Genomic DNA, 21,618 nt, shown 5'->3' with positions numbered 1-21,618 from the left:
GGCAACTCCGCAAGCCGGGTCGAGAGGCGCGGACATATCTTCGTGCACATACTCGTGTTGATGCTCGCCTTGATGACAGTCGGGCCCGCGTTTGCGGGCGCTGACGACGTCAAGCCGATCAAGCTGGTCGTGCTCGGCGATTCCTTGAGCGCGGGTCTTGGCCTGTCCGCCTCGGATGCGTTTCCAGCCAAGCTGCAGAAGGCGTTGCAGGCCCAGGGCCTGCCGATCGACCTCACCAATGCCGGCGTATCCGGGGACACTTCGTCCGGCGGCCGCGACCGGCTCGACTGGTCGGTGCCTGACGGGACCGAGGCCGTCATCGTCGAGCTCGGCGCCAACGATGCGCTGCGCGGCATCGATCCCGCGGTGACGCGCAAGGCCTTGACCGAGATCGTGACCCGGCTGAAGGCGCGGGGCATCGCCGTCATGCTGTGCGGCATGCTGGCGCCGCCGAACTACGGCAGCGACTATGCCGCGAAATTCAACGCGATCTATCCCGATCTGGCCAAGGAATTCGGCGTCCCGCTGTATCCGTTCTTTCTCGACGGTGTCGCCGCCGACCCCAAGCTGAACCAGGCCGATGGCATCCACCCCACTGCGGCGGGCGTCGACATCATCGTGTCCAGGCTGTTGCCTACGGCGGAAGCATTCCTGCGTCCACTTCGTGGGCAATGACGGAACGAAGCGCCGCGTCGATCATTTGCGATAACCTTAAGGGCCGGGTTTTCCGCAGCTTTTACCGGCGTTAACCCGCCTTCCGTCGCGGAGTCATATAAGTTCGGTAGGAATGATGCATTGGCGATTCGTCGTCGATCATTTCTCGAAGGCATGATCTCGTCAATTTTCGAGATCAGCCTCCAGCATCGGGAGTCCTGAAACGATGCCGCGTCTGTTTACTGGACTGGAAATCCCGGCCGAGGTTGGCCACACGCTTTCCGGTTTGCGGGGTGGCCTCCCAGGCGCCCGCTGGATCGATCCCGAAAATTACCATGTGACGTTGCGCTTCATCGGTGACATCGACGGCGCCTCCGCCAACGAGATCGCCTCGATGCTGTGGCGGGTGAACCGCAAGCCGTTCGAAGTGACGGTGCAGGGTCTCTCCAGCTTCGGCGGCCGCAAGCCGCGCGCCGTCGTTGCCAACGTCGCGCCGAGCCGCCCCCTGATCGAGCTGCAGGCCGAGCTCGAGCGGCTCATGCAGCGGATCGGGCTCGATCCGGAAGGTCGTAAATTCGTGCCCCACGTCACGCTGGCGCGGCTGCACGATGCGTCGAGCCAGGACGTCGCCGACTATCTCTCCGTCCGCGGCTATTTCCCGAGCCGCGTGTTCACGGCCGAGCGCTTCGTGCTGTTCTCGTCGCGCGCCTCGACCGGCGGTGGCCCCTACGTGGTCGAGGACGCCTACGACCTTTCCCCGGGGTGAGGTCTGGAGCGCGGTCGTTCAAGCCAGCCGCTCGCTGAGGCCGGGAGCGAAGACTAACGTCGTTAGCCCCGGACTAACGGTCACGGCGGCGTTTGCGTGCCATATACCACGACCTCACGGCTCCGACGCATGGCGGCTTCCACCATTTGCGGATTGCATTTTCCGTAAGTCTCGTGACCTAGAGTGGGCTCATGCTGTCCACTCCGTCAGACGCGTTCCGCGCGCAATATCAGTCTTTGGTCGATACCGGTGCGATCGAGGCCGACCTCGCCCAGGCCGAGGTCGCCGACGCCCTGGCGGCGCTGGAGCGCCGCCTCTCGACCTACAAGCCGACGCGCAAGCAAGGCTTGTTCGGCCGCCTTTTTGCCGACAAGAGCGAGCCGCCGAACGGCCTCTATGTCCACGGCGAGGTCGGGCGCGGCAAGACCATGCTGATGGACCTGTTCTTCCAGAACTGTCCCGTCGAGCACAAGCGCCGCGCCCATTTTCACGAATTCATGGCCGAGGTGCACGAGCGCATCTACGGCTACCGCCAGAACATCGCGCGCGGCGAGCTCGCCGATGCCGACGTGATCGGGCTCACGGCACAGGCGATCTTCGATCAGGCCTGGCTGCTCTGCTTCGACGAATTCCATGTCACCGACATCGCCGACGCGATGATCCTGGGACGTCTGTTCGCCAGGCTGTTCGAGCTCGGCACCGTGGTGGTGGCGACCTCGAACGTCGCGCCCGAAGACCTGTACAAAGGCGGCCTCAACCGCGCGCTGTTCCTGCCCTTCATCAAGCAGATCGCCGACCATATGGACGTGATGCGGCTGGATGCGCGCACCGATTTCCGGCTGGAGAAGCTGGCCGGCGTGAAGATGTGGCTGGTGCCGGCCGATGTCGACGCGCGAGCGGCGCTCGACAAGGCCTGGGCGCGGCTCACGGGGCATGCCAAGTGCAAGCCGCGCGACATGACGATCAAGGGGCGTATCCTGCATGTCCCGTGCTCCGCCAACGGCGTCGCCCGCTTCGGTTTTACCGATCTCTGCGAGAAGCCGCTGGCAGCCTCGGACTATCTGCGGCTCGCGCACGACTATCATACGATCCTTATCGATCACGTTCCGGTCATGGATCTGGCCGAGCGCAATGCCGCCAAGCGGTTCATCACCCTGATCGATACGCTCTACGACAACGCCGTGAAGCTGATCGCGTCCGCCGAAGCCGACCCGATTTCGCTCTACGTCGCGACCGAGGGCATCGAGGCCATGGAGTTCAAGCGGACCACCTCGCGCCTGATCGAGATGGGCTCGGACTCCTACCTGGCCCTGCCGCACGGGCGGAAGGACTCGGCGGCATCCGGGACTTCCACGGGGTTGGTCGAAACCTGACAAATACCGGAGTTTTGGCGAGCGCCTGCCGCCGGGCACACAGCCGCGAAAAGGCCACGCCAATCATGCTGAAAGGATCATCAGCAGCCGTCGCCCGGTCCTGATCGAAATCAAGGCACGCCCGCCAATTGGCCATAGCGTGACTTGAACGGCCCGGGCGAAAGGGATAACCACCCACTCGACTTTTCAACCTCCCTCACCCCTTCGGGTTCAAAGGAAAATTTGCCATGGCGCGCGACAAGATTGCTTTGATTGGCTCCGGTCAGATCGGCGGAACGCTGGCTCACCTCGTCGGCCTCAAGGAGCTCGGCGACGTCGTGATGTTCGACATTGCCGAAGGCGTTCCACAGGGCAAGGCGCTCGACATCGCGCAGTCCTCGCCGGTCGACGGCTTCGACGCGCACTTCACCGGCGCCAACTCCTACGAGGCGCTCGACAACGCCAAGGTGTGCATCGTCACCGCCGGCGTGCCGCGCAAGCCGGGCATGAGCCGCGATGATCTGCTGTCGATCAACCTGAAGGTGATGGAGCAGGTCGGCGCCGGCATCAAGAAGTACGCCCCCGATGCGTTCGTCATCTGCATCACCAACCCGCTCGACGCGATGGTCTGGGCCCTGCAGAAGGCCTCGAACCTTCCGGCGAAGAAGGTCGTCGGCATGGCCGGCGTGCTCGACTCCGCGCGCTTCCGCTACTTCCTGGCTGATGAGTTCAACGTCTCGGTCGAGGACGTCACTGCCTTCGTGCTCGGCGGCCATGGCGACACCATGGTGCCGCTGACCAAGTACTCGACCGTCGCCGGCATTCCGCTGCCGGATCTCGTCAAGATGGGCTGGACCTCGCAGGCGCGCATCGACGAGATCGTCGACCGCACCCGCAATGGCGGCGCCGAGATCGTCAACCTGCTCAAGACGGGCTCCGCCTACTACGCCCCGGCGGCGTCGGCGATCGCGATGGCCGAGAGCTATCTGCGCGACAAGAAGCGCGTGCTGCCCTGCGCGGCGCATCTTAACGGCGAGTTCGGCGTCAAGGACATGTATGTCGGCGTGCCCGTCGTGATCGGCTCCAAGGGTGTCGAGCGCATCGTCGAGATCGAGCTGGCCGGGAAGGACCGCGAGGCGTTCGACAAGTCGGTCGCTGCCGTCCAGGGCCTGGTCGACGCCTGCAAGAAGATCGCGCCCGACCTGCTCGGCCGCTGATCAGGGGTCATTCACGGGGCGTAGTCTCGCCCACATCGAGTTGCAGGATGTTTGGTATATGGTATACCAGGCATCCTAACAACAATTCTGGTCGTCACCCCATCGCGGGTTCGGGGAGCAAGCGCTTATGAACATTCACGAATATCAGGCCAAGGCACTGCTGCACGAGTTCGGCGTGCCGATTTCCAAGGGCGTGCCGGTTCTCCGTCCGGAGGACGCGGATGCAGCGGCGAAGACGCTCGGTGGCCCGGTCTGGGTCGTGAAGAGCCAGATCCACGCCGGCGGTCGCGGCAAGGGCAAGTTCAAGGAGGCCTCTGCCGGCGACAAGGGCGGCGTCCGCCTCGCCAAGTCGATCCAGGAGGTCAACGAGTTCGCCAAGCAGATGCTGGGCGCCACGCTGGTGACCGTGCAGACCGGTCCGGACGGCAAGCAGGTCAACCGCCTCTACATCGAGGACGGCTCGGACATCGACAAGGAATTCTATCTGTCGCTGCTGGTCGACCGCGAGACCTCGAAGGTCGCCTTCGTGGTGTCGACCGAAGGTGGCGTCAACATCGAGGACGTCGCCCACAGCACGCCTGAGAAGATCATCACCTTCTCGGTCGATCCGGCCACCGGCGTCATGGGCCATCACGGCCGCGCCGTCGCCAAGGCGCTGAAGCTCTCCGGCGACCTCGCCAAGCAGGCCGAGAAGCTGACCACCCAGCTCTACAACGCCTTCGTCGCCAAGGACATGGCGATGCTCGAGATCAACCCGCTGGTCGTCACCAAGCAGGGCCAGCTGCGCGTGCTCGACGCCAAGGTCTCGTTCGACTCCAACGCGCTGTTCAAGCACCCGGAAGTCGTCGCGCTGCGCGACGAGACCGAGGAGGACGCCAAGGAGATCGAGGCATCGAAGTACGACCTCAACTACGTCGCGCTCGACGGCACCATCGGCTGCATGGTCAACGGCGCCGGCCTCGCCATGGCGACGATGGACATCATCAAGCTGTACGGCATGGAGCCCGCCAACTTCCTCGACGTCGGCGGCGGCGCCAGCAAGGAGAAGGTCGCGGCGGCGTTCAAGATCATCACCGCCGACCCGAACGTGAAGGGCATCCTGGTCAACATCTTCGGCGGCATCATGAAGTGCGATGTCATCGCCGAGGGCGTCGTGGCCGCGGTCAAGGAAGTCGGCCTGAAGGTGCCGCTGGTGGTGCGCCTCGAAGGCACCAATGTCGATCTCGGCAAGAAGATCATCAGCGAGTCCGGTCTGAACGTGCTGCCCGCCGACAATCTCGACGACGCCGCGCAGAAGATCGTCAAGGCCGTCAAGGGAGGCTGAGCGCCGTTTCAGGCGCTCGCTCATTCCTCACCGCAACGCTTTTAGAGAAAGCACGATGTCCATCCTCATCGACAAGAACACCAAGGTCATTTGCCAGGGCTTCACCGGCAAGAACGGCACCTTCCACTCCGAGGCGGCGATCGCTTACGGCACCAAGATGGTCGGCGGCACCTCGCCGGGCAAAGGCGGCTCGACCCATCTCGGCCTGCCGGTCTTCGACACCGTCAAGGAGGCCCGCGAGGCCACCGGCGCCGACGCATCCGTGATCTACGTGCCGCCGCCGGGCGCGGCCGACGCGATCTGCGAGGCGATCGACGCCGAGGTCCCGCTGATCGTCTGCATCACCGAGGGCATCCCGGTGCTCGACATGGTCCGGGTGAAACGCTCGCTTGTGGGATCCAAGTCGCGCCTGATCGGGCCGAACTGCCCGGGCGTCATGACCGCCGGCGAGTGCAAGATCGGCATCATGCCGGCCAACATCTTCAAGCCCGGCTCGGTCGGCATCGTGTCGCGCTCGGGCACGCTGACCTATGAAGCGGTGTTCCAGACGACGTCCGAGGGCCTGGGCCAGACCACGGCGGTCGGCATCGGCGGCGACCCGGTCAAGGGCACCGAGTTCATCGACATGCTCGAGATGTTCCTGGCCGACCCCAAGACGACCTCGATCATCATGATCGGTGAGATCGGCGGCTCGGCCGAGGAGGACGCGGCGCAGTTCATCAAGGACGAGGCGAAGCGCGGCCGCAAGAAACCGATGGTCGGATTCATCGCCGGCGTCACCGCCCCTCCCGGCCGCCGTATGGGCCATGCCGGCGCGATCATCTCGGGCGGCAAGGGCGATGCCGGCTCGAAGACCGCTGCGATGGAAGCTGCTGGTATTACAGTCTCTCCGTCTCCGGCGCGGCTTGGCAAGACGCTTGTCGAAAAGTTGAAATCCTGATTCAGGACTTAGTGCTTTTCGGCGCGAATATTTACAATAAATAAGGTAAACGGTCCTAACCCGAGCCTGATCCGCGTCCCCCGCGGGTCAGGCATTGCGCCGTTTTGATTGGGCGCATCGAAATTACCAGGACGCCACCATGTCTCGCCAAGATGCGAACGCCGCCTTCGCCCTGTCGTCTTTTCTGCAGGGCACCAATGCCACCTACATCGATGAGATCTACGCCCGCTACGAGAAGGACCCCGCTTCGGTCGACCCGGAGTGGCAGGAGTTCTTCAAGAGCCTGAAGGACGCGCCAGCCGACGTGCAGAAGAATGCGTCGGGCCCCTCCTGGGCGCGCAGCAACTGGCCGGTCTCCCCCCGCGACGACTTGACCTCGGCGCTGGACGGCAACTGGGCCGTCGTCGAAAAGAAGGTCGGCGAGAAGCTCGCCGCCAAGGCCCAGACGAAGGGCGTCGAACTGTCGGTGGCCGACGTCAATCAGGCCACCCGCGACTCTGTCCGCGCGTTGATGCTGATCCGCGCCTACCGCATGCGCGGCCACTTCCACGCCAAGCTCGATCCCCTGGGCATCGAGGCGCCGCGCAACCGTGAGGAACTCGATCCGCGCTCCTACGGCTTCACCGAGGCCGACTACGACCGCAAGATCTTCCTCGATCACGTGCTCGGCCTCGAATACGGCAGCCTGCGTGAGATCGTCGCGATCTGCGAGCGCACCTACTGCCAGACGCTCGGCGTCGAGTTCATGCACATCACGAACGCCGCCCAGAAGGCCTGGATTCAGGAGCGCATCGAGGGGCCGGACAAGGAAATCTCGTTCACCCGCGAGGGCCGTCGCGCCATCCTGACCAAGCTGATCGAGGCCGAGGGCTTCGAGAAGTTCTGCGACGTCAAGTTCACCGGTACCAAGCGCTTCGGCCTCGACGGCGGCGAGTCGCTGATTCCGGCGCTGGAGCAGATCATCAAGCGCGGCGGCAATCTCGGCGTGAAGGAGATCGTGCTGGGCATGCCGCATCGCGGCCGCCTCAACGTGCTGACCCAGGTGATGGGCAAGCCGCACCGCGCGCTGTTTCACGAGTTCAAGGGCGGCTCGGCCAATCCCGACGCGGTCGAAGGCTCCGGCGACGTCAAGTACCACCTCGGCGCCTCCTCGGACCGCGAGTTCGACGGCAACCGCATCCATCTGTCGCTGACTGCCAATCCGTCGCATCTGGAGATCGTCGATCCCGTCGTGCTCGGCAAGGTCCGCGCCAAGCAGGACCAGCATGGCGATCCGCCGGACATGCGCATCTCGGTGCTGCCGCTCTTGATGCATGGCGACGCTGCGTTCGCCGGCCAGGGCGTCGTGGCGGAGTGCTTCGCGCTGTCCGACCTGAAAGGCTACCGGACCGGTGGCTCGATTCATTTCATCGTCAACAACCAGATCGGTTTCACGACCTATCCGCGCTATTCGCGGTCGTCGCCCTATCCGTCCGACGTCGCCAAGATGATCGATGCGCCGATCTTCCACGTGAACGGCGACGATCCGGAAGCCGTGGTGTTCGCGGCCAAGGTCGCGATCGAGTTCCGGCAGAAATTCCACAAGCCGGTCGTGATCGACATGTTCTGCTATCGCAGGCATGGCCACAACGAGGGCGACGAGCCGGCCTTCACCCAGCCGGTGATGTACAAGAAGATCGGCGCCCATGCGTCGACCCTGGAGATCTACTCCAAGCGCCTGGTCGCCGAAGGCGTCATGACCGAGGGCGAGGTCGAGAAGGCCAAGGCCGACTGGCGCGCCCGTCTCGACGCCGAGTTCGAGGCCGGTACGTCCTATCGCCCGAACAAGGCCGACTGGCTCGACGGCAAGTGGGCAGGCTTCAAATCCGCCGACCAGGAGGAGGAGGCGCGCCGCGGCGTCACCGGCGTCGAGATCGACCGCCTCAAGGAGATCGGCCGCAAGATCACCAAGGTGCCGGACGGCTTCCGCGTGCACCGGACGATCCAGCGCTTCCTCGAGAACCGCGCCAAGGCGATCGACAGCGGCATCGGGCTCGACTGGGCGACCGGCGAAGCGCTGGCGTACTGCTCGCTGCTGCTCGAAGGCCACAAGGTTCGTCTCTCCGGTCAGGACAGCGAGCGAGGCACCTTCTCGCAGCGCCATTCGGTGCTGATCGACCAGGAGGACGAGAGCCGCTACACGCCGTTCAACCATCTGGCGCCGGAGCAGGGCCACTTCGAGGTCATCAACTCGCTGCTCTCGGAAGAAGCCGTGCTCGGCTTCGAATACGGCTACTCGCTCGCAGAGCCGACCGCGCTGACCCTCTGGGAGGCACAGTTCGGCGACTTCGCCAACGGCGCCCAGGTGTTGTTCGACCAGTTCATCTCGTCGGGTGAGCGTAAATGGTTGCGCATGTCCGGCTTGGTCTGCCTGCTGCCGCACGGCTACGAGGGCCAGGGCCCCGAGCATTCGTCGGCACGCCTCGAGCGCTATCTGCAGATGTGCGCCGAGGACAACATGCAGGTGGTCTATCCGACCACGCCGGCGAACTACTTCCACGTGCTGCGGCGACAGTTGCATCGCGAGATCCGCAAGCCGCTGATCGTAATGACGCCGAAATCGCTGCTGCGCCACAAGCGCGCGGTGTCGCGGCTCGAGGAGCTCGCCAAGGGCACGACGTTCCACCGCATCCTGTACGATGACGCGCAGATGCAGGCGGACGACAAGACCAGGCTGGTGCCGGACGAGCAGATCCGCCGCATCGTGCTGTGCTCGGGCAAGGTCTATTACGACCTCTATGACGAGCGCGAGAAGCGCGGGCTGAACGACGTCTACCTGATGCGCGTCGAGCAGCTCTATCCGGTGCCGCTCAAGGCGCTGGTCGCCGAGCTCGGCCGCTTCAAGAACGCCGAAGTGGTGTGGTGCCAGGAAGAGCCGCGCAACATGGGCGCCTGGCACTTCATCGAGCCCTATCTGGAATGGGTGATGAACCAGACCGGCGGCAAGAGCAAGCGTCCGCGCTATGCCGGCCGTGCCGCCTCTGCAGCGACCGCGACGGGCCTGATGTCGAAGCATCTCGCCCAGCTGAAGGCGCTGCTCGACGAAGCCTTGAACTGAACCTGCCTTTTTGACGCGCCCCGCAACCTGCGGGGCGCAAGTACATCGCGTTGATCGTCCGTCCCGCATCGCTTGCTCGCCGCAAGGCGATGGCGGACAGGCTTTATGACCGCACGGGTTATTGAGGACAAAGACCATGACTGAAATTCGCGTTCCGACGCTGGGTGAATCCGTCACCGAAGCCACCATCGGCCGCTGGTTCAAGAAGGCCGGCGACGCCGTGGCGGTCGACGAGCCCCTCGTCGAGCTCGAGACCGACAAGGTGACGATCGAGGTGCCCGCGCCGTCGGCCGGCACCTTGGGTGAGATCATCGCCAAGGATGGCGAGACCGTCGCCGTTGGCGCGCTGCTCGGCCAGATCACCGATGGCGCGGCCGCTGCTGCTCCCGCCGCGGCTCCGGCGAAGCCCGCCGCGGCTGCCCCTGCTGCCGCTCCAGCGCCGGCCAAGGCGCTGCCCGCCGATACGCCGCAGGCCCCGTCGGTGCGCAAGCTCTCCGCCGAGAGCGGCGTCGATGCCACCACCGTGCCGGGCTCTGGCAAGGATGGCCGCGTCACCAAGGGCGACATGCTGGCGGCGATCGAGCGCGCCGCCTCCGCCCCGACCCCGGTCAATCAGCCGGCGGCTTCCGTGCAGGTGCGTGCGCCGTCGCCGGCGGATGACGCCGCGCGCGAGGAGCGCGTGAAGATGACCCGGCTGCGCCAGACCATCGCGCGCCGCCTCAAGGACGTGCAGAACACCGCGGCGATGCTGACGACCTTCAACGAGGTCGACATGACCAACGTCATGGCGCTGCGCAGCCAGTACAAGGATGTGTTCGAGAAGAAGCACGGCTCGAAGCTCGGCTTCATGGGCTTCTTCACCAAGGCCGTCGTGCAGGCGCTGAAGGACATCCCGGCCGTGAACGCCGAGATCGACGGCAGCGATCTCATCTACAAGAACTACTACCACATCGGCGTCGCCGTCGGCACCGACAAGGGACTGGTCGTCCCGGTCGTGCGCGACTGCGACCACAAGTCGATCGCCGACATCGAGAAGGGCATCGCCGATTTCGGCCGCCGCGCCCGTGACGGCCAGCTCAAGATCGACGAGATGCAGGGCGGCACCTTCACGATCACCAATGGCGGCATCTACGGCTCGCTGATGTCGACCCCGATCCTGAACGCGCCGCAGTCCGGCATTCTCGGCATGCACAAGATCCAGGAACGGCCGGTGGTGGTCGGCGGCAAGATAGAGGTCCGGCCGATGATGTATCTGGCGCTGTCCTACGACCACCGCGTCATCGACGGCAAGGAAGCGGTGACCTTCCTGGTGCGCGTCAAGGAGAGCCTGGAGGATCCGGCGCGGCTGGTGCTGGATCTCTGAGATTCGCGAGGACTTGAAGACATGAGGCGCGCTTCATGAGCGCGCCTCACACCTAACGGGGGCCATCATGACCGACAGGGTTGCAGTGATCACCGGCGGCAGCCGCGGCATCGGCCGCGCCACCGCCATTGCCGCCGCAGCGCGCGGCTTCAAGATCGTGGTCGGCTATGCCTCCAACGAGGCGGCGGCGCAGAGTACGGTGGCCGCGATCGAGGCCAAGAACGGCAAGGCCATCGCGGTGAAATGCGACGTCGGCCGCGAGCACGACATCCTCGCGCTGTTCAAGGCCGCCGACAAGTTCGGCACGCTCGGCGCGCTCATCAACAATGCCGGCATCGTCGGCCCGACCTCGCGCGTCGACGAGATGAGCGCGGAGCGCATCGAGCGGCTGATGGCGGTCAACGTCACCGGCAGCATCCTCTGCGCCCGCGAGGCCGTGAAGCGGATGTCGACGCGGCATGGCGGCCAGGGTGGTGTCATCATCAACCTGTCGTCGGTCGCCGCCAAGCTCGGCTCGCCGAACACCTATGTCGACTACGCCGCCTCGAAGGGGGCGATCGATTCCTTCACCATCGGTCTGGCCCACGAGGTCGCGAGCGAGGGCATCCGCGTCGCCGCCATTCGCCCCGGCCTGATCGACACCGACATTCACGCCTCCGGCGGCGAGCCCGATCGCGCCCATCGCCTCGCGCCGATGGTGCCGATGAAGCGCGTCGGCACCGCGGAGGAAATCGCCAATGCCATCGTCTGGCTGCTGTCGGACGAGGCTTCCTATGTCACTTCGGCCATTCTCGACGTGTCGGGCGGACGCTGACGACCGTCATCATCTCTGACTACAAAGCTTACGGAACATTCGATCATGGCTAACTACGATCTCGTCGTCATCGGCACCGGCCCCGGTGGTTATGTCTGCGCCATCCGCGCGGCGCAGCTCGGCATGAAGGTGGCCGTGGTCGAGAAGAACGCCACCCTCGGCGGCACCTGTCTCAATGTCGGCTGCATGCCGTCGAAGGCGCTCCTGCACGCGTCTGAATTGTTCGAGGAGGCCGGGCACTCCTTCGCCAAGATGGGCATCAAGGTGCCGGCGCCGGAGATCGATCTGCCGGCGATGATGAACTTCAAGCAGCAGGGCATCGACGGCAACGTCAAGGGCGTCGAGTTCCTGATGAAGAAGAACAAGATCGACGTGCTCGTGGGCAAGGGCAAGATCCTCGGCACCGGCAAGCTGCAGGTCACCGGCAATGACGGTGCTGCGCAGACCGTCGAGACCAAGAACATCGTCATCGCCACCGGCTCGGACATCGCGCGCCTCAAGGGCATCGAGATCGACGAGAAGCGCATCGTGTCCTCGACCGGCGCGCTGTCGCTGGACAAGGTGCCGTCGAGCCTGCTCGTCGTCGGCGCCGGCGTGATCGGCCTTGAGCTCGGCTCGGTGTGGCGCCGCCTCGGCGCCAAGGTCACCGTGGTCGAATTCCTCGACCGCATCCTGCCCGGCATGGATGGCGAGATTGCCAAGCAGTTCCAGCGCATCCTCGAGAAGCAGGGCTTTGCGTTCAAGCTTGGCGCCAAGGTCACCGGCGTCGACACGTCGGGCGAGACGCTGTCGGCGACCATCGAGCCCGCAGCGGGCGGAGCGGCTGAAAAGATCGAAGCCGATGTCGTGCTGGTGGCGATCGGCCGCGTGCCCTACACTGAAGGACTCGGTCTGCAGGAAGCGGGCGTCATCATCGACAATCGCGGCCGCGTCCAGATCGATCATCATTTCGCGACCAGCGTGCCCGGCGTCTACGCCATCGGCGACGTCGTCGCGGGCCCGATGCTCGCGCACAAGGCCGAAGACGAGGGCGTCGCTGTCGCGGAGATTCTCGCGGGCCAGGCCGGCCACGTGAACTACGACGTCATTCCGGGCGTGGTCTACACCACGCCCGAAGTGGCCTCCGTCGGCAAGACCGAGGACGAGTTGAAGCAGGCCGGCGTCGCCTACACCGTCGGCAAGTTTCCGTTTACCGCGAACGGCCGTTCCAAGGTCAACCAGACCACTGACGGTTTCGTGAAGATCCTCGCCGATGCGAAGACTGACCGCGTGCTCGGCGCCCATATCATCGGCCGCGAGGCCGGGGAAATAATTCACGAGGCCGCCGTATTGATGGAGTTCGGTGGCTCTGCCGAGGATCTTGCGCGCACCTGCCACGCGCATCCGACGCGCTCGGAGGCCGTCAAGGAAGCCGCGCTTGCGGTGGGTAAGCGGGCCATCCATATGTGATGGACGCCCGGAGGCGCCTTAGGTGGGTGCGACAAAACGCCCCGCTTATGACGCTGAACCGAACGGCAAGGCGCGAGGTCCTATCGTCATAGCGGCCTCAACCCTCGGGGCCCGGCGGAGATGGAGTCCGATGCTGCGCCGCCTGCTTCAGCCGTTCTGGGTTCTGCTTGCGATCATCTTCCTGATCGAGGCCTGGCTGTGGGACCATCTGGAGCCGGTCGTGGCGCGCATCGTCGCCGCGATTCCGCTGCGGAGCTTGAAACACTGGCTTGCCGCGCGGATCGAGACGCTGTCTCCGGCGCTGACCTTGATCGTCTTCGTCGTGCCGGTCGTGCTGCTGTTTCCGCTCAAGCTGCTCGGCATGTGGCTGCTGATGCACCATCAGTGGAAGCTCGCGCTGGCCACGATCGTGTCCGGCAAGATCGTCGGTGTCGGTGTCACCGCATTCATCTTCGACGTCACGCGCAGCAAGCTGCTGCAGATGGGCTGGTTCGCCTGGCTGTATGAGGCCGTGCTCACGCTGCGCAGCAAAGCCTCGGCCCTCGTCGAGCCGATCAAGCAGCGTGTCCGTGAGGTCGTCGGCGAGTTGCTTCGGGGCAATACCCGCGGCTGGTCGGCCCGCGTGGTTCGCCAGATCCTGCGCTTCCGCCGCAGCGTGCAGGCGCGCTGATCAAGAAGAGCCATTGGGCGGCATCATTCGCCTGCTCACCACCCGCGTCATTCCGGGGCAATCCTCCGTGTGCAGCCGCAAAGCGGCAGCGTGCCGGCGATTGAGCCCGGAATCTCGAGATTGTTGAGAATGAACGCAAGCCAAGCTCGAGATTCCGGGTTCAAGGCCTGTGGCCTTGCCCCGGAATGACGGCTTTCGTGGCTAATGCAGATGCAGCAGATGCGGCTGGAACAGGCCGAGCAGCGTCATGGCGATCCCGATCAGTGCGAGCCCACCGGAGGCCCAGGCCAGCACGATCATTCCCGTAATGATCGTCGCCGACGCCAGCACGATGCCGATCTGGAAAGCGGCCGACGCCAATTCGTAGTGGTGATATTTCGCCGTCGCCTCGTCGCGCTCGTGCTCGGCGTGCTTGGCGCGTTCAGCGAGCTGCTCGCTGCCTTCGCCGGTCTCCGGCTCCGAACGATAGCGCGCGGCATTCTTCTGCCAGTCATCGATCTGCTTCTGCAACGCCGCCTTGGCCGCCTCGTCCGGCAGCGCCGGCAGGTTCAGCTTGCCCTGCTCGGCCGCGGTCTGCACCACGGTGCGGCGCACGGTCTTGGCCTGGAAGAAGGCCCAGAGGTTGGATGCCTCGACGTTCTTGCTGATCGATTCGGTCTGCGCGCCCTTGCCGAGCGTTTCCGACAGCGCCAGGAACAGCGCGATGACGGCGATCAGCAGCGCGATCTTCTTGTTCTCGCCGGAGGCATGCTCGGCGTGCTCCGCATGCTCCATGCTCTCATGTGCGCTCATCTGTTCCCCTCCGGATCAAGCGAGGGAGACGATTGCCGGAACCACGGTGGTCGCGCAAGGGAAACGATGTGACGGAACGGTGTCAGCGCCGCGGATGCGCCGACGCGTAGACCTGCAGCAGCCGTTCAGAATCGATGCCGGTATAGATCTGCGTGGTCGACAACGAGGCGTGGCCGAGCAGCTCCTGGATCGCGCGCAGATCGCCGCCGCGCGACAGCAGGTGCGTGGCGAAGGAGTGGCGCAGCGCGTGCGGCGTGGCGCTGTCGGGCAGGCCGAGCGCGCCGCGCAGCCGCTCCATCGCGAGCTGAATGATGCGCGGGCTCAACGGACCGCCCTTGGCGCCGACGAACATCGGCCCAGCTCCCGGAAGCGGGTAGGGGCAGAGCCTGGCGTACTCGTCGATCAGCTGCAGCACGTTCTGCAGCACCGGCACCATGCGCGTCTTGTTGCCCTTGCCGGTCACGACCAGCACGTCGCCTTCGCCCGGCCGCGGCACCTCGCGGCGTTTCAATCCGAGCGCCTCGGAGATGCGCAGGCCGGAGCCATACAGCAGCGCCATGACCGCGGCGTCGCGCGCCAGCACCCAGGTCTCGCGGGTCTCGCCGGCACGCTCGTCGGCATCGGCGAGGCGCTTGGCGGCGTCCATCGGCAGCGGCTTCGGCAGGCTCTTGGCGATCTTTGGCGCGCGGATTCCCGAGAGGGCGCCGACCTTGCCTTTGCCCTCGCGCTCCAGGAAACGACCGAACGAGCGCAAGCCTGCCAGCGTCCGCATCAGGGAGCGTCCGGCGATGTCGTCGGCGCGCCGCATCGCCATGAAGGCCCGGATGTCGGCGGCTTCCAGCACCGCAAAGCGCGCCAATGTCACCGGCTCACCCCAATGGGTGCAGAGGAATTGCAGGCATTGCCGCAGGTCGCGGGCATAGGCCTCGACCGTCTTCGGGGACAGCCGGCGCTCGCTGCGCAGATGCGCCAGCCACTGCATCATCGCGCGCACCACGCCGTCATCGGCGCCGATCAGGTCGGAGAGCTCCGGCGCATCGTCGGCATCCGTTTCAGGTGGTCGCGTCTGCTTTGCCATGCGTGCGTGCCCAGCGATGGGACGAGGTCCTGCGAGCTTGTCGGCCGCCGCGAATGCGGTCTGCGCCTCTCCCCGCCTGCGGGGGGGAGGTCGGATTGCATCGTCAGATGCAATCCGGGTGAGGGGGTACAGGTCTCACGGCGAACACGTCCCGTGCGTCTGCCCCTCATCCCAGCCCTCTCCCCGCAAGAGCGGGGCGAGGGAGCGCAGCGGCGCTCGCGGCGAGAAGCTCGGTCTCAACCCGTCGGTTCATCTATATATATCGCATCCTCGTCCTTTACCGTTCGCTAACTTTGCCGGGCGGCTTTCGCTTCAGCCCGAGCAAGGCTATCTCCGCCCTCATGGACCGCCCGACCGATCTCTTTCCAGGTGCAGTCAGCAGGGCCGGCGTGGTCGACGTGCTGGTTCCGGTCGCGCTCGACCACACGTATTCCTACCGCGTGCCGCGCGGCATGGCGCTGAAGCCCGGCGATGTCGTCGGCGTGCCGCTGGGGCCGCGCGAGGTGCTGGCGGTGGTGTGGGCGGAGAACGCCAATCCCGATCCGCGACTGCACAACAGGCTGAAGGACGTCAGCGAGAAGTTCGACGTGCCGCCGCTCAAGCCGGAGCTGCGGTCGCTGGTCGACTGGGTCGCCAATTACACGCTGTCGCCGCGCGGCATGGTGCTGCGGATGTGCCTTCGCATGGGCGAGCATCTCGGGCCGGAGCGCGTTCGCCTCGGCGTCCGGCTGGTCGGCGAGCCGCCAAAGCGGCTGACGCCGGCGCGGCGGCGGGTGATCGAGGCGGTGTCGGATGGCCTGCTGCACGGAAAGTCCGACCTCGTCCGCGAGATCGGCGTCTCCAGCAGCGTGATCGACGGCCTGGTCGACGAGGGGACGCTGACGGTCGAGGCGATGCCGCGGGCCTTGCCGCCGCCGACGCCGGACCCGTCCTTCGCCCAGCCCGAGTTCTTCGATGCACAGTTGGCCGGCGTCGAGGCGATGCGGGCGCTGGCTGCCAATGGCGGCTTTCAGGTCGCGCTGCTCGATGGCGTCACCGGCTCCGGCAAGACCGAGGTGTATTTCGAGGCGGTGGCCGAGACCGTCCGCCGCGGCCGGCAGTCGCTGATCCTGATGCCGGAGATCGCGCTGACCGGGCAGTTCCTCGACCGCTTCTCGCGCCGTTTCGGTGTGCGCCCGCTGGAATGGCATTCCGAGCTGACGCCGCGCACGCGCCAGCGCAACTGGGCGGCGATCGCCGCCGGCGAGGCGCCGGTCGTGGTCGGCGCGCGCTCGGCGCTGTTTCTGCCCTACGCCGATCTCGGCCTGATCGTCGTCGATGAGGAGCACGACCAGGCCTACAAGCAGGACGAGGGCGCGCACTACCACGCCCGCGACATGGCGGTGGTGCGCGGCCACATCGCCAAATTCCCGGTCGTGCTGGCGTCAGCGACGCCCTCGGTCGAGACCGAGGTCAATGCGCGCAAGGGCCGCTACCAGCGCGTCGCGCTGCCGTCGCGCTTCGGCGGCCAGCACATGCCGCACATCGAGGCGATCGATCTCAGGCGCGAGCCGCCGCCGCGCGGCCGCTACATCTCGCCGCGGCTGGCGGGCGAGATCCGCACCGCGATCGAGCGCGGCGAGCAGGCGCTGCTGTTTCTCAATCGCCGCGGCTATGCGCCGCTGACCTTGTGCCGCGCCTGCGGCCACCGTTTTGCTTGCACCATCTGCGACGCTTGGCTGGTCGACCATCGTTTTCGCCAGCGCCTGGTCTGCCACCATTGCGGGTTCTCGATGGCCCGGCCGCCGGCCTGTCCGCATTGCGCCGCCGAGGAATCGCTGGTCGCGGTCGGCCCGGGCGTCGAGCGGCTGCAGGAGGAGGCGGCCGCGCTGTTTCCCGACGCGCGCAGCATGGTGCTGTCGAGCGACCTGATCACCTCGATCGAGACCATGCGCGCCGAACTCACGGAGATCGCGGAAGGCCGCGTCGACCTCATCATCGGCACCCAGCTCGTGGCCAAGGGCCACAACTTCCCTCGGCTCAATCTGGTCGGCGTGGTCGACGCCGATCTCGGCCTCGGCAACGGCGATCCGCGCGCCGCCGAGCGCACCTGGCAGCTCCTCAACCAGGTGATCGGCCGTGCCGGCCGCGAGCAGGGCAGGGGGAGGGGCTATCTGCAGACGCACCAGCCCGAGCATCCCGTCATGAAGGCGCTGATCGCCTGCGACCGCGAGGCCTTCTACACCAGCGAAATCGACGTTCGCGAGCGCACGGGTTACCCGCCGTTCGGCCGGCTGGCGAGCCTGATCATTTCGGCAGGGGACAGGCCGACCGCGGAGGGCTTCGCGCGCCGGCTGGTGGCGTCAGCGCCTTCAGAGGAGGGCGTGCTGCTGCTCGGACCGGCCGAGGCGCCGCTCGCCGTCATCAAGGGCCGCTACCGCTTCCGGCTGCTGCTCAAGTCGGCGCGCAATTTCGATCTGTCGGATTATCTGCGCCACTGGCTGGCGCATGCGGAGAAGCCCAGGGGCAATCTCAAGCTCGAGGTCGACGTCGACCCGCAGAGCTTCTTGTAGCACAAGGCACGCCATCACCGCCGTCATTGCGAGGAGCGAAGCGACGAAGCAATCCAGAGTCCCAAAGGAGCCCTGGATTGCTTCGCTGCGCTCGCAATGATGCGCGGATAGATGGGTGACTTACGACACCACCTCGGCCGTGACGCGGCCGACGCCGGCGCGGGTCAGGCCGATGGCGCGGGCGGCGCCCGTCGAAAGGTCGAGCACACGGCCGCGGATGAATGGGCCACGGTCGTTGACAGTGACGATGACGCTCTGGCCGCCATGAGTAACGCGCAGCTTGGTGCCGAACGGCAGCGAGCGGTGGGCGCAGGTCATGGCGTTGGCGTTCATGCGCTGGCCGGACGCGGTGCGGCTGCCGGACTCGTTGCCGTAGTACGATGCCATGCCGGAGAAGGTGCGGCCCGTTCCGGACGACGGCGCGACCGATGCGTTGGCGTTCATCCAGGACGAGTTGTTCGACCAGCCGTTCGAAAACGAGTCTGCCGCGGGCTGGGCGGCCTGGCGCGCCATATGATGATGGTGGTGGCGCGCGTGGTGATGGTGGTGCCTGGACCGGGCCGAGGCTTCGGTGGCGCTGCCGCCGACGATCAGCGTCACGGCAACAGCGAGCGCGGTGCGCGAGCCGGCGATCTTGCCAGCCGAGAGGTTCTTCAGTTTCAGCATCTGGATCTGTCCCTCGAAACAGTATTGCTGCGTTCTGCAGCCAGTGGACCCCCGTCAGGTGTTGAGGCGCGCGCCGTTTGATGTCGCAATGAGGCACGAATGGGGCAGTAGAAATTGTTCCGCTCGGATCGGAATATCTTGGGACTGGTGATCTTCATCACCGAAAATTCCGTAATCCGCCCGCTTAACGCTTCATTAACTAATTAATACTTTCAAGTACTGTCGTGTTAAGTCGTCATTGAGGTTGTGAAGATGTTGCCAAGTAATTGATATCGATCCGGCCGATCGCCGCTGGAGCCGCCAAGGCGGCAGTCAAGGCCAATCGGACATAGCGGCCATGCAGCAACAGGCGGAACGAATACGCGGATCGTCGGTACTGGGTTCGGGGTGCACCGCCGGCGGCGATCGCGCCGCTTCCGGGTCCGTCCCGGGCTCCGACCGCAGCGCGGCAACAAGGTGCCGAATAGCGGGCCACCGCTTGTTGCGGCTGCGCGTACGCTATGTTAGCAAAGCGCCGCTTTTCGTGATCAAGCTGCTCTTGCGGCGATCGAAAATCAAAGTCCTGCTTGAATTCCAAGGGCTTAACTGGTTTGCGCCGCAGCGGCGCGCCGGTGTCCCTCTTGTGGGTTGGGCGCATATAAAAAGAGCACGTCTGTGGCTGCTGAAGATCCCTCCGTATCCGGTGTGTCCGGTCGTTACGCGACGGCCCTGTTTGAACTGGCCCGTGACGAAAAGTCCGTCGATGCGGTCAAGGCCGATCTCGACAAGTTCAATGCCCTTCTCGATGAGAGCGCCGACCTCAAGCGCCTGGTCCGCAGCCCGGTGTTCGGCGCGGACGTGCAGCTCAAGGCGCTCAATGCGGTGCTGGACAAGGCCGGCATCGCCGGCGTCGCCGCCAACGTGCTGCGTGTGCTGACCACCAACCGCCGCCTGTTCGCGGTCGCCGACGTGATCCGCGCCTTCAACGCGCTGGTCGCCAAGTATAAGGGAGAGGCCACGGCCGACGTCGTCGTCGCCGAGCCGCTCTCGGACAAGAATCTCGACGCCTTGAAGGCCTCACTGAAGACGGTGACCGGCAAGGACGTCGCGCTCAACGTGAAAGTCGATCCAGCGATTATCGGCGGGCTCGTCGTCAAGCTCGGCAGCCGCATGATCGATAGTTCGCTTCGCACCAAACTCAACTCGATCAAGCACGCGATGAAAGAGGCAGGCTGATGGACATCCGCGCCGCGGAAATTTCCGCGATCCTCAAGGACCAGATCAAGAATTTCGGGCAGGAAGCCGAAGTCACCGAAGTCGGACAGGTGCTGTCCGTCGGCGACGGTATCGCCCGCGTCTACGGTCTCGACAACGTCCAGGCCGGTGAGATGGTCGAGTTCGAGAACGGCACCCGCGGCATGGCGCTGAACCTCGAGACCGACAACGTCGGCGTCGTCATCTTCGGCGCCGACCGCGAGATCAAGGAAGGCCAGACCGTCAAGCGCACCCGCGCCATCGTGGACGCGCCGGTCGGCAAGGGCCTGCTTGGCCGCGTCGTCGACGCGCTCGGCAACCCGATCGACGGCAAGGGTCCGATCCAGTTCACCGAGCGCAAGCGCGTGGACGTCAAGGCGCCCGGCATCATTCCGCGCAAGTCGGTCAACGAGCCGATGGCCACCGGCCTGAAGGCAATCGACGCCCTGATCCCGGTCGGCCGCGGCCAGCGCGAGCTGATCATCGGCGATCGCCAGACCGGCAAGACCGCGATCGCGCTCGACACCATCCTGAACCAGAAGCCGCTGAACGTCGCTGGCGCTCCCGAGAGCCAGAAGCTGTACTGCGTCTACGTCGCCGTCGGCCAGAAGCGCTCGACCGTCGCCCAGTTCGTCAAGGTGCTCGAGGAGCAGGGCGCGCTGGAATACTCGATCGTCGTCGCCGCGACCGCCTCCGATCCGGCCCCGATGCAGTATCTCGCGCCGTTCACCGGCTGCACGATGGGCGAGTACTTCCGCGACAACGGCATGCACGCCGTCATCATCTATGACGATCTGTCCAAGCAGGCCGTCGCCTATCGCCAGATGTCGCTGCTGCTGCGCCGCCCGCCGGGCCGCGAAGCCTATCCGGGCGACGTGTTCTACCTGCACTCCCGCCTGCTGGAGCGCGCTGCGAAGCTCGGCAAGGACCATGGTCTGGGCTCGCTGACCGCGCTGCCGGTCATCGAGACGCAGGCCAACGACGTGTCGGCCTACATTCCGACCAACGTCATCTCGATCACCGACGGCCAGATCTTCCTGGAGACCGATTTGTTCTTCCAGGGCATTCGTCCTGCGGTGAACGTCGGTCTGTCGGTGTCGCGCGTCGGCTCCTCGGCGCAGACCAAGGCGATGAAGAAGGTCGCCGGCAAGATCAAGGGCGAGCTGGCGCAGTACCGCGAGATGGCCGCGTTCGCGCAGTTCGGCTCCGACCTCGACGCCTCGACCCAGCGCCTGCTGAACCGTGGTTCGCGCCTGACCGAGCTCCTGAAGCAGCCGCAGTTCTCGCCGCTGAAGATGGAAGAGCAGGTCTGCGTGATCTGGGCCGGCACCAACGGCTATCTCGACGCGCTTCCGCTCGGCAAGGTGCGCGCCTTCGAGGACGGCCTCCTGTCGCTGCTGCGCGGCAAGAATGCCGACCTCCTGAACGCGATCCGCGACAGCAAGGATCTGTCCGACGACAGCGCCGCCAAGCTGAAGGCGGTGGTCGAAGGCTTCGCCAAGACCTTCGCCTGATCGCTAGAGGTCGTGGCCGGCTCCGGCCGGCCATCCACGCCTTCGGGGTGGACAACGTGACATCTCATGCCCAGCATCAGGCCGGGCATGACCAATCTCAGGGTTGAGCGGTCGGGTCTCCAGGGGATCGGCCGCCG

At 65.5% G+C, this 21,618-nt stretch carries 18 protein-coding genes; 14 read left to right on the top strand and 4 right to left on the bottom strand.

The annotated features are described in order from the left end of the window. The first annotated feature begins 42 nt into the window (after positions 1–42). The 11 genes from ACQR1X_RS28285 to ACQR1X_RS28235 all read left to right on the top strand — a co-directional run bounded on the left by ACQR1X_RS28285 (position 43) and on the right by ACQR1X_RS28235 (position 13,646). Positions 43–675: an arylesterase gene (locus ACQR1X_RS28285; protein WP_434900074.1), complete on the top strand. Its 633-nt coding sequence runs from the start codon at positions 43–45 to the stop codon at positions 673–675. Positions 676–880: 205 nt separating this feature from the next. Next, on the top strand, positions 881–1,420 hold the full coding sequence (gene thpR / locus ACQR1X_RS28280; protein WP_315800705.1) for an RNA 2',3'-cyclic phosphodiesterase: 540 nt from the start codon (positions 881–883) through the stop codon (positions 1,418–1,420). Positions 1,421–1,611: 191 nt separating this feature from the next. Continuing rightward, on the top strand, positions 1,612–2,793 hold the full coding sequence (gene zapE, locus ACQR1X_RS28275) for a cell division protein ZapE (protein ID WP_316215518.1): 1,182 nt from the start codon (positions 1,612–1,614) through the stop codon (positions 2,791–2,793). Between the two features lie 227 nt (positions 2,794–3,020). Next, a complete protein-coding gene (gene mdh, locus ACQR1X_RS28270; protein WP_315800703.1) occupies positions 3,021–3,989 on the top strand; it encodes a malate dehydrogenase in 969 nt (322 codons plus the stop codon). A gap of 127 nt (positions 3,990–4,116) precedes the next feature. Then, on the top strand, positions 4,117–5,313 hold the full coding sequence (sucC, locus tag ACQR1X_RS28265) for an ADP-forming succinate--CoA ligase subunit beta (RefSeq protein WP_315800702.1): 1,197 nt from the start codon (positions 4,117–4,119) through the stop codon (positions 5,311–5,313). A 55-nt stretch (positions 5,314–5,368) separates the two neighbouring features. Beyond that, on the top strand, positions 5,369–6,253 hold the full coding sequence (gene sucD, locus ACQR1X_RS28260) for a succinate--CoA ligase subunit alpha (protein WP_172112915.1): 885 nt from the start codon (positions 5,369–5,371) through the stop codon (positions 6,251–6,253). A 139-nt stretch (positions 6,254–6,392) separates the two neighbouring features. Beyond that, positions 6,393–9,350 carry a 2-oxoglutarate dehydrogenase E1 component gene (locus tag ACQR1X_RS28255; protein WP_316215519.1) on the top strand — a complete coding sequence of 986 codons (2,958 nt, stop codon included), beginning with the start codon at positions 6,393–6,395 and terminating at the stop codon, positions 9,348–9,350. Between the two features lie 136 nt (positions 9,351–9,486). Next, the gene (gene odhB, locus ACQR1X_RS28250; RefSeq protein WP_434900073.1) at positions 9,487–10,713 is read left to right on the top strand and encodes a 2-oxoglutarate dehydrogenase complex dihydrolipoyllysine-residue succinyltransferase; all 1,227 of its coding nucleotides are present in this window, start codon (positions 9,487–9,489) and stop codon (positions 10,711–10,713) included. A 67-nt stretch (positions 10,714–10,780) separates the two neighbouring features. Next, positions 10,781–11,527, top strand: a complete 747-nt coding sequence (locus ACQR1X_RS28245; RefSeq protein ID WP_434900072.1) for an SDR family oxidoreductase — start codon at positions 10,781–10,783, stop codon at positions 11,525–11,527. Between the two features lie 45 nt (positions 11,528–11,572). Continuing rightward, on the top strand, positions 11,573–12,976 hold the full coding sequence (gene lpdA / locus ACQR1X_RS28240) for a dihydrolipoyl dehydrogenase (protein ID WP_434900071.1): 1,404 nt from the start codon (positions 11,573–11,575) through the stop codon (positions 12,974–12,976). A 130-nt stretch (positions 12,977–13,106) separates the two neighbouring features. Beyond that, a complete protein-coding gene (locus tag ACQR1X_RS28235; protein ID WP_316180326.1) occupies positions 13,107–13,646 on the top strand; it encodes a hypothetical protein in 540 nt (179 codons plus the stop codon). Positions 13,647–13,847: 201 nt separating this feature from the next. Here ACQR1X_RS28235 and ACQR1X_RS28230 read toward each other — a convergent pair whose 3' ends face one another. Then, positions 13,848–14,438 (bottom strand): DUF4337 domain-containing protein, encoded by a 591-nt coding sequence (locus ACQR1X_RS28230; protein WP_315800696.1) that lies wholly within the window; start codon positions 14,436–14,438, stop codon positions 13,848–13,850. 82 nt (positions 14,439–14,520) lie between these two features. Beyond that, complete coding sequence (locus tag ACQR1X_RS28225) at positions 14,521–15,423, bottom strand: tyrosine recombinase XerC (RefSeq protein WP_410051389.1); 903 nt, start codon at positions 15,421–15,423, stop codon at positions 14,521–14,523. Between the two features lie 434 nt (positions 15,424–15,857). Between ACQR1X_RS28225 and ACQR1X_RS28220 the strand changes: the two genes are divergently transcribed. Beyond that, positions 15,858–18,068: a primosomal protein N' gene (locus ACQR1X_RS28220; protein ID WP_434900070.1), complete on the top strand. Its 2,211-nt coding sequence runs from the start codon at positions 15,858–15,860 to the stop codon at positions 18,066–18,068. 120 nt (positions 18,069–18,188) lie between these two features. On the opposite strand, the gene ACQR1X_RS28215 is transcribed toward ACQR1X_RS28220, so the two are convergent. Both ACQR1X_RS28215 and ACQR1X_RS28210 read right to left on the bottom strand, forming a co-directional pair. Next, positions 18,189–18,734 carry a septal ring lytic transglycosylase RlpA family protein gene (locus tag ACQR1X_RS28215; RefSeq protein WP_316215523.1) on the bottom strand — a complete coding sequence of 182 codons (546 nt, stop codon included), beginning with the start codon at positions 18,732–18,734 and terminating at the stop codon, positions 18,189–18,191. Between the two features lie 235 nt (positions 18,735–18,969). Then, entirely contained in the window at positions 18,970–19,311 is a 342-nt protein-coding gene (locus tag ACQR1X_RS28210) for a hypothetical protein (protein ID WP_316215524.1), read from the bottom strand. A gap of 77 nt (positions 19,312–19,388) precedes the next feature. Between ACQR1X_RS28210 and ACQR1X_RS28205 the strand changes: the two genes are divergently transcribed. Beyond that, positions 19,389–19,949: a F0F1 ATP synthase subunit delta gene (locus ACQR1X_RS28205; RefSeq protein WP_315800691.1), complete on the top strand. Its 561-nt coding sequence runs from the start codon at positions 19,389–19,391 to the stop codon at positions 19,947–19,949. Further along, positions 19,949–21,481 carry a F0F1 ATP synthase subunit alpha gene (gene atpA / locus ACQR1X_RS28200; RefSeq protein WP_172112905.1) on the top strand — a complete coding sequence of 511 codons (1,533 nt, stop codon included), beginning with the start codon at positions 19,949–19,951 and terminating at the stop codon, positions 21,479–21,481. Before ACQR1X_RS28205 ends, atpA begins: the two co-directional genes overlap by 1 nt. The last annotated feature ends 137 nt before the right edge of the window (positions 21,482–21,618 follow it).

Origin of the sequence: Bradyrhizobium sp. HKCCYLRH3073, from assembly GCF_051167995.1 — a bacterium.
Classification (GTDB): Bacteria; Pseudomonadota; Alphaproteobacteria; order Rhizobiales; family Xanthobacteraceae; genus Bradyrhizobium.
Note: the sequence above shows the minus strand (reverse complement) of the source record. Positions and strands in the feature narration are given on the sequence as shown.

Bases quoted from the DNA above. Each gene is read 5' to 3' on its own strand.
- ACQR1X_RS28215 (WP_316215523.1), bottom strand. From the start codon at position 18,734: ATGCTGAAACTGAAGAACCTCTCGGCTGGCAAGATCGCCGGCTCGCGC.
- sucD (WP_172112915.1), top strand. From the start codon at position 5,369: ATGTCCATCCTCATCGACAAGAACACCAAGGTCATTTGCCAGGGCTTC.
- ACQR1X_RS28235 (WP_316180326.1), top strand. From the start codon at position 13,107: ATGCTGCGCCGCCTGCTTCAGCCGTTCTGGGTTCTGCTTGCGATCATC.
- odhB (WP_434900073.1), top strand. From the start codon at position 9,487: ATGACTGAAATTCGCGTTCCGACGCTGGGTGAATCCGTCACCGAAGCC.
- ACQR1X_RS28220 (WP_434900070.1), top strand. From the start codon at position 15,858: ATGGACCGCCCGACCGATCTCTTTCCAGGTGCAGTCAGCAGGGCCGGC.
- mdh (WP_315800703.1), top strand. From the start codon at position 3,021: ATGGCGCGCGACAAGATTGCTTTGATTGGCTCCGGTCAGATCGGCGGA.
- thpR (WP_315800705.1), top strand. From the start codon at position 881: ATGCCGCGTCTGTTTACTGGACTGGAAATCCCGGCCGAGGTTGGCCAC.
- sucC (WP_315800702.1), top strand. From the start codon at position 4,117: ATGAACATTCACGAATATCAGGCCAAGGCACTGCTGCACGAGTTCGGC.
- ACQR1X_RS28230 (WP_315800696.1), bottom strand. From the start codon at position 14,438: ATGAGCGCACATGAGAGCATGGAGCATGCGGAGCACGCCGAGCATGCC.
- ACQR1X_RS28245 (WP_434900072.1), top strand. From the start codon at position 10,781: ATGACCGACAGGGTTGCAGTGATCACCGGCGGCAGCCGCGGCATCGGC.
- ACQR1X_RS28225 (WP_410051389.1), bottom strand. From the start codon at position 15,423: ATGATGCAGTGGCTGGCGCATCTGCGCAGCGAGCGCCGGCTGTCCCCG.
- zapE (WP_316215518.1), top strand. From the start codon at position 1,612: ATGCTGTCCACTCCGTCAGACGCGTTCCGCGCGCAATATCAGTCTTTG.
- ACQR1X_RS28255 (WP_316215519.1), top strand. From the start codon at position 6,393: ATGTCTCGCCAAGATGCGAACGCCGCCTTCGCCCTGTCGTCTTTTCTG.
- atpA (WP_172112905.1), top strand. From the start codon at position 19,949: ATGGACATCCGCGCCGCGGAAATTTCCGCGATCCTCAAGGACCAGATC.
- lpdA (WP_434900071.1), top strand. From the start codon at position 11,573: ATGGCTAACTACGATCTCGTCGTCATCGGCACCGGCCCCGGTGGTTAT.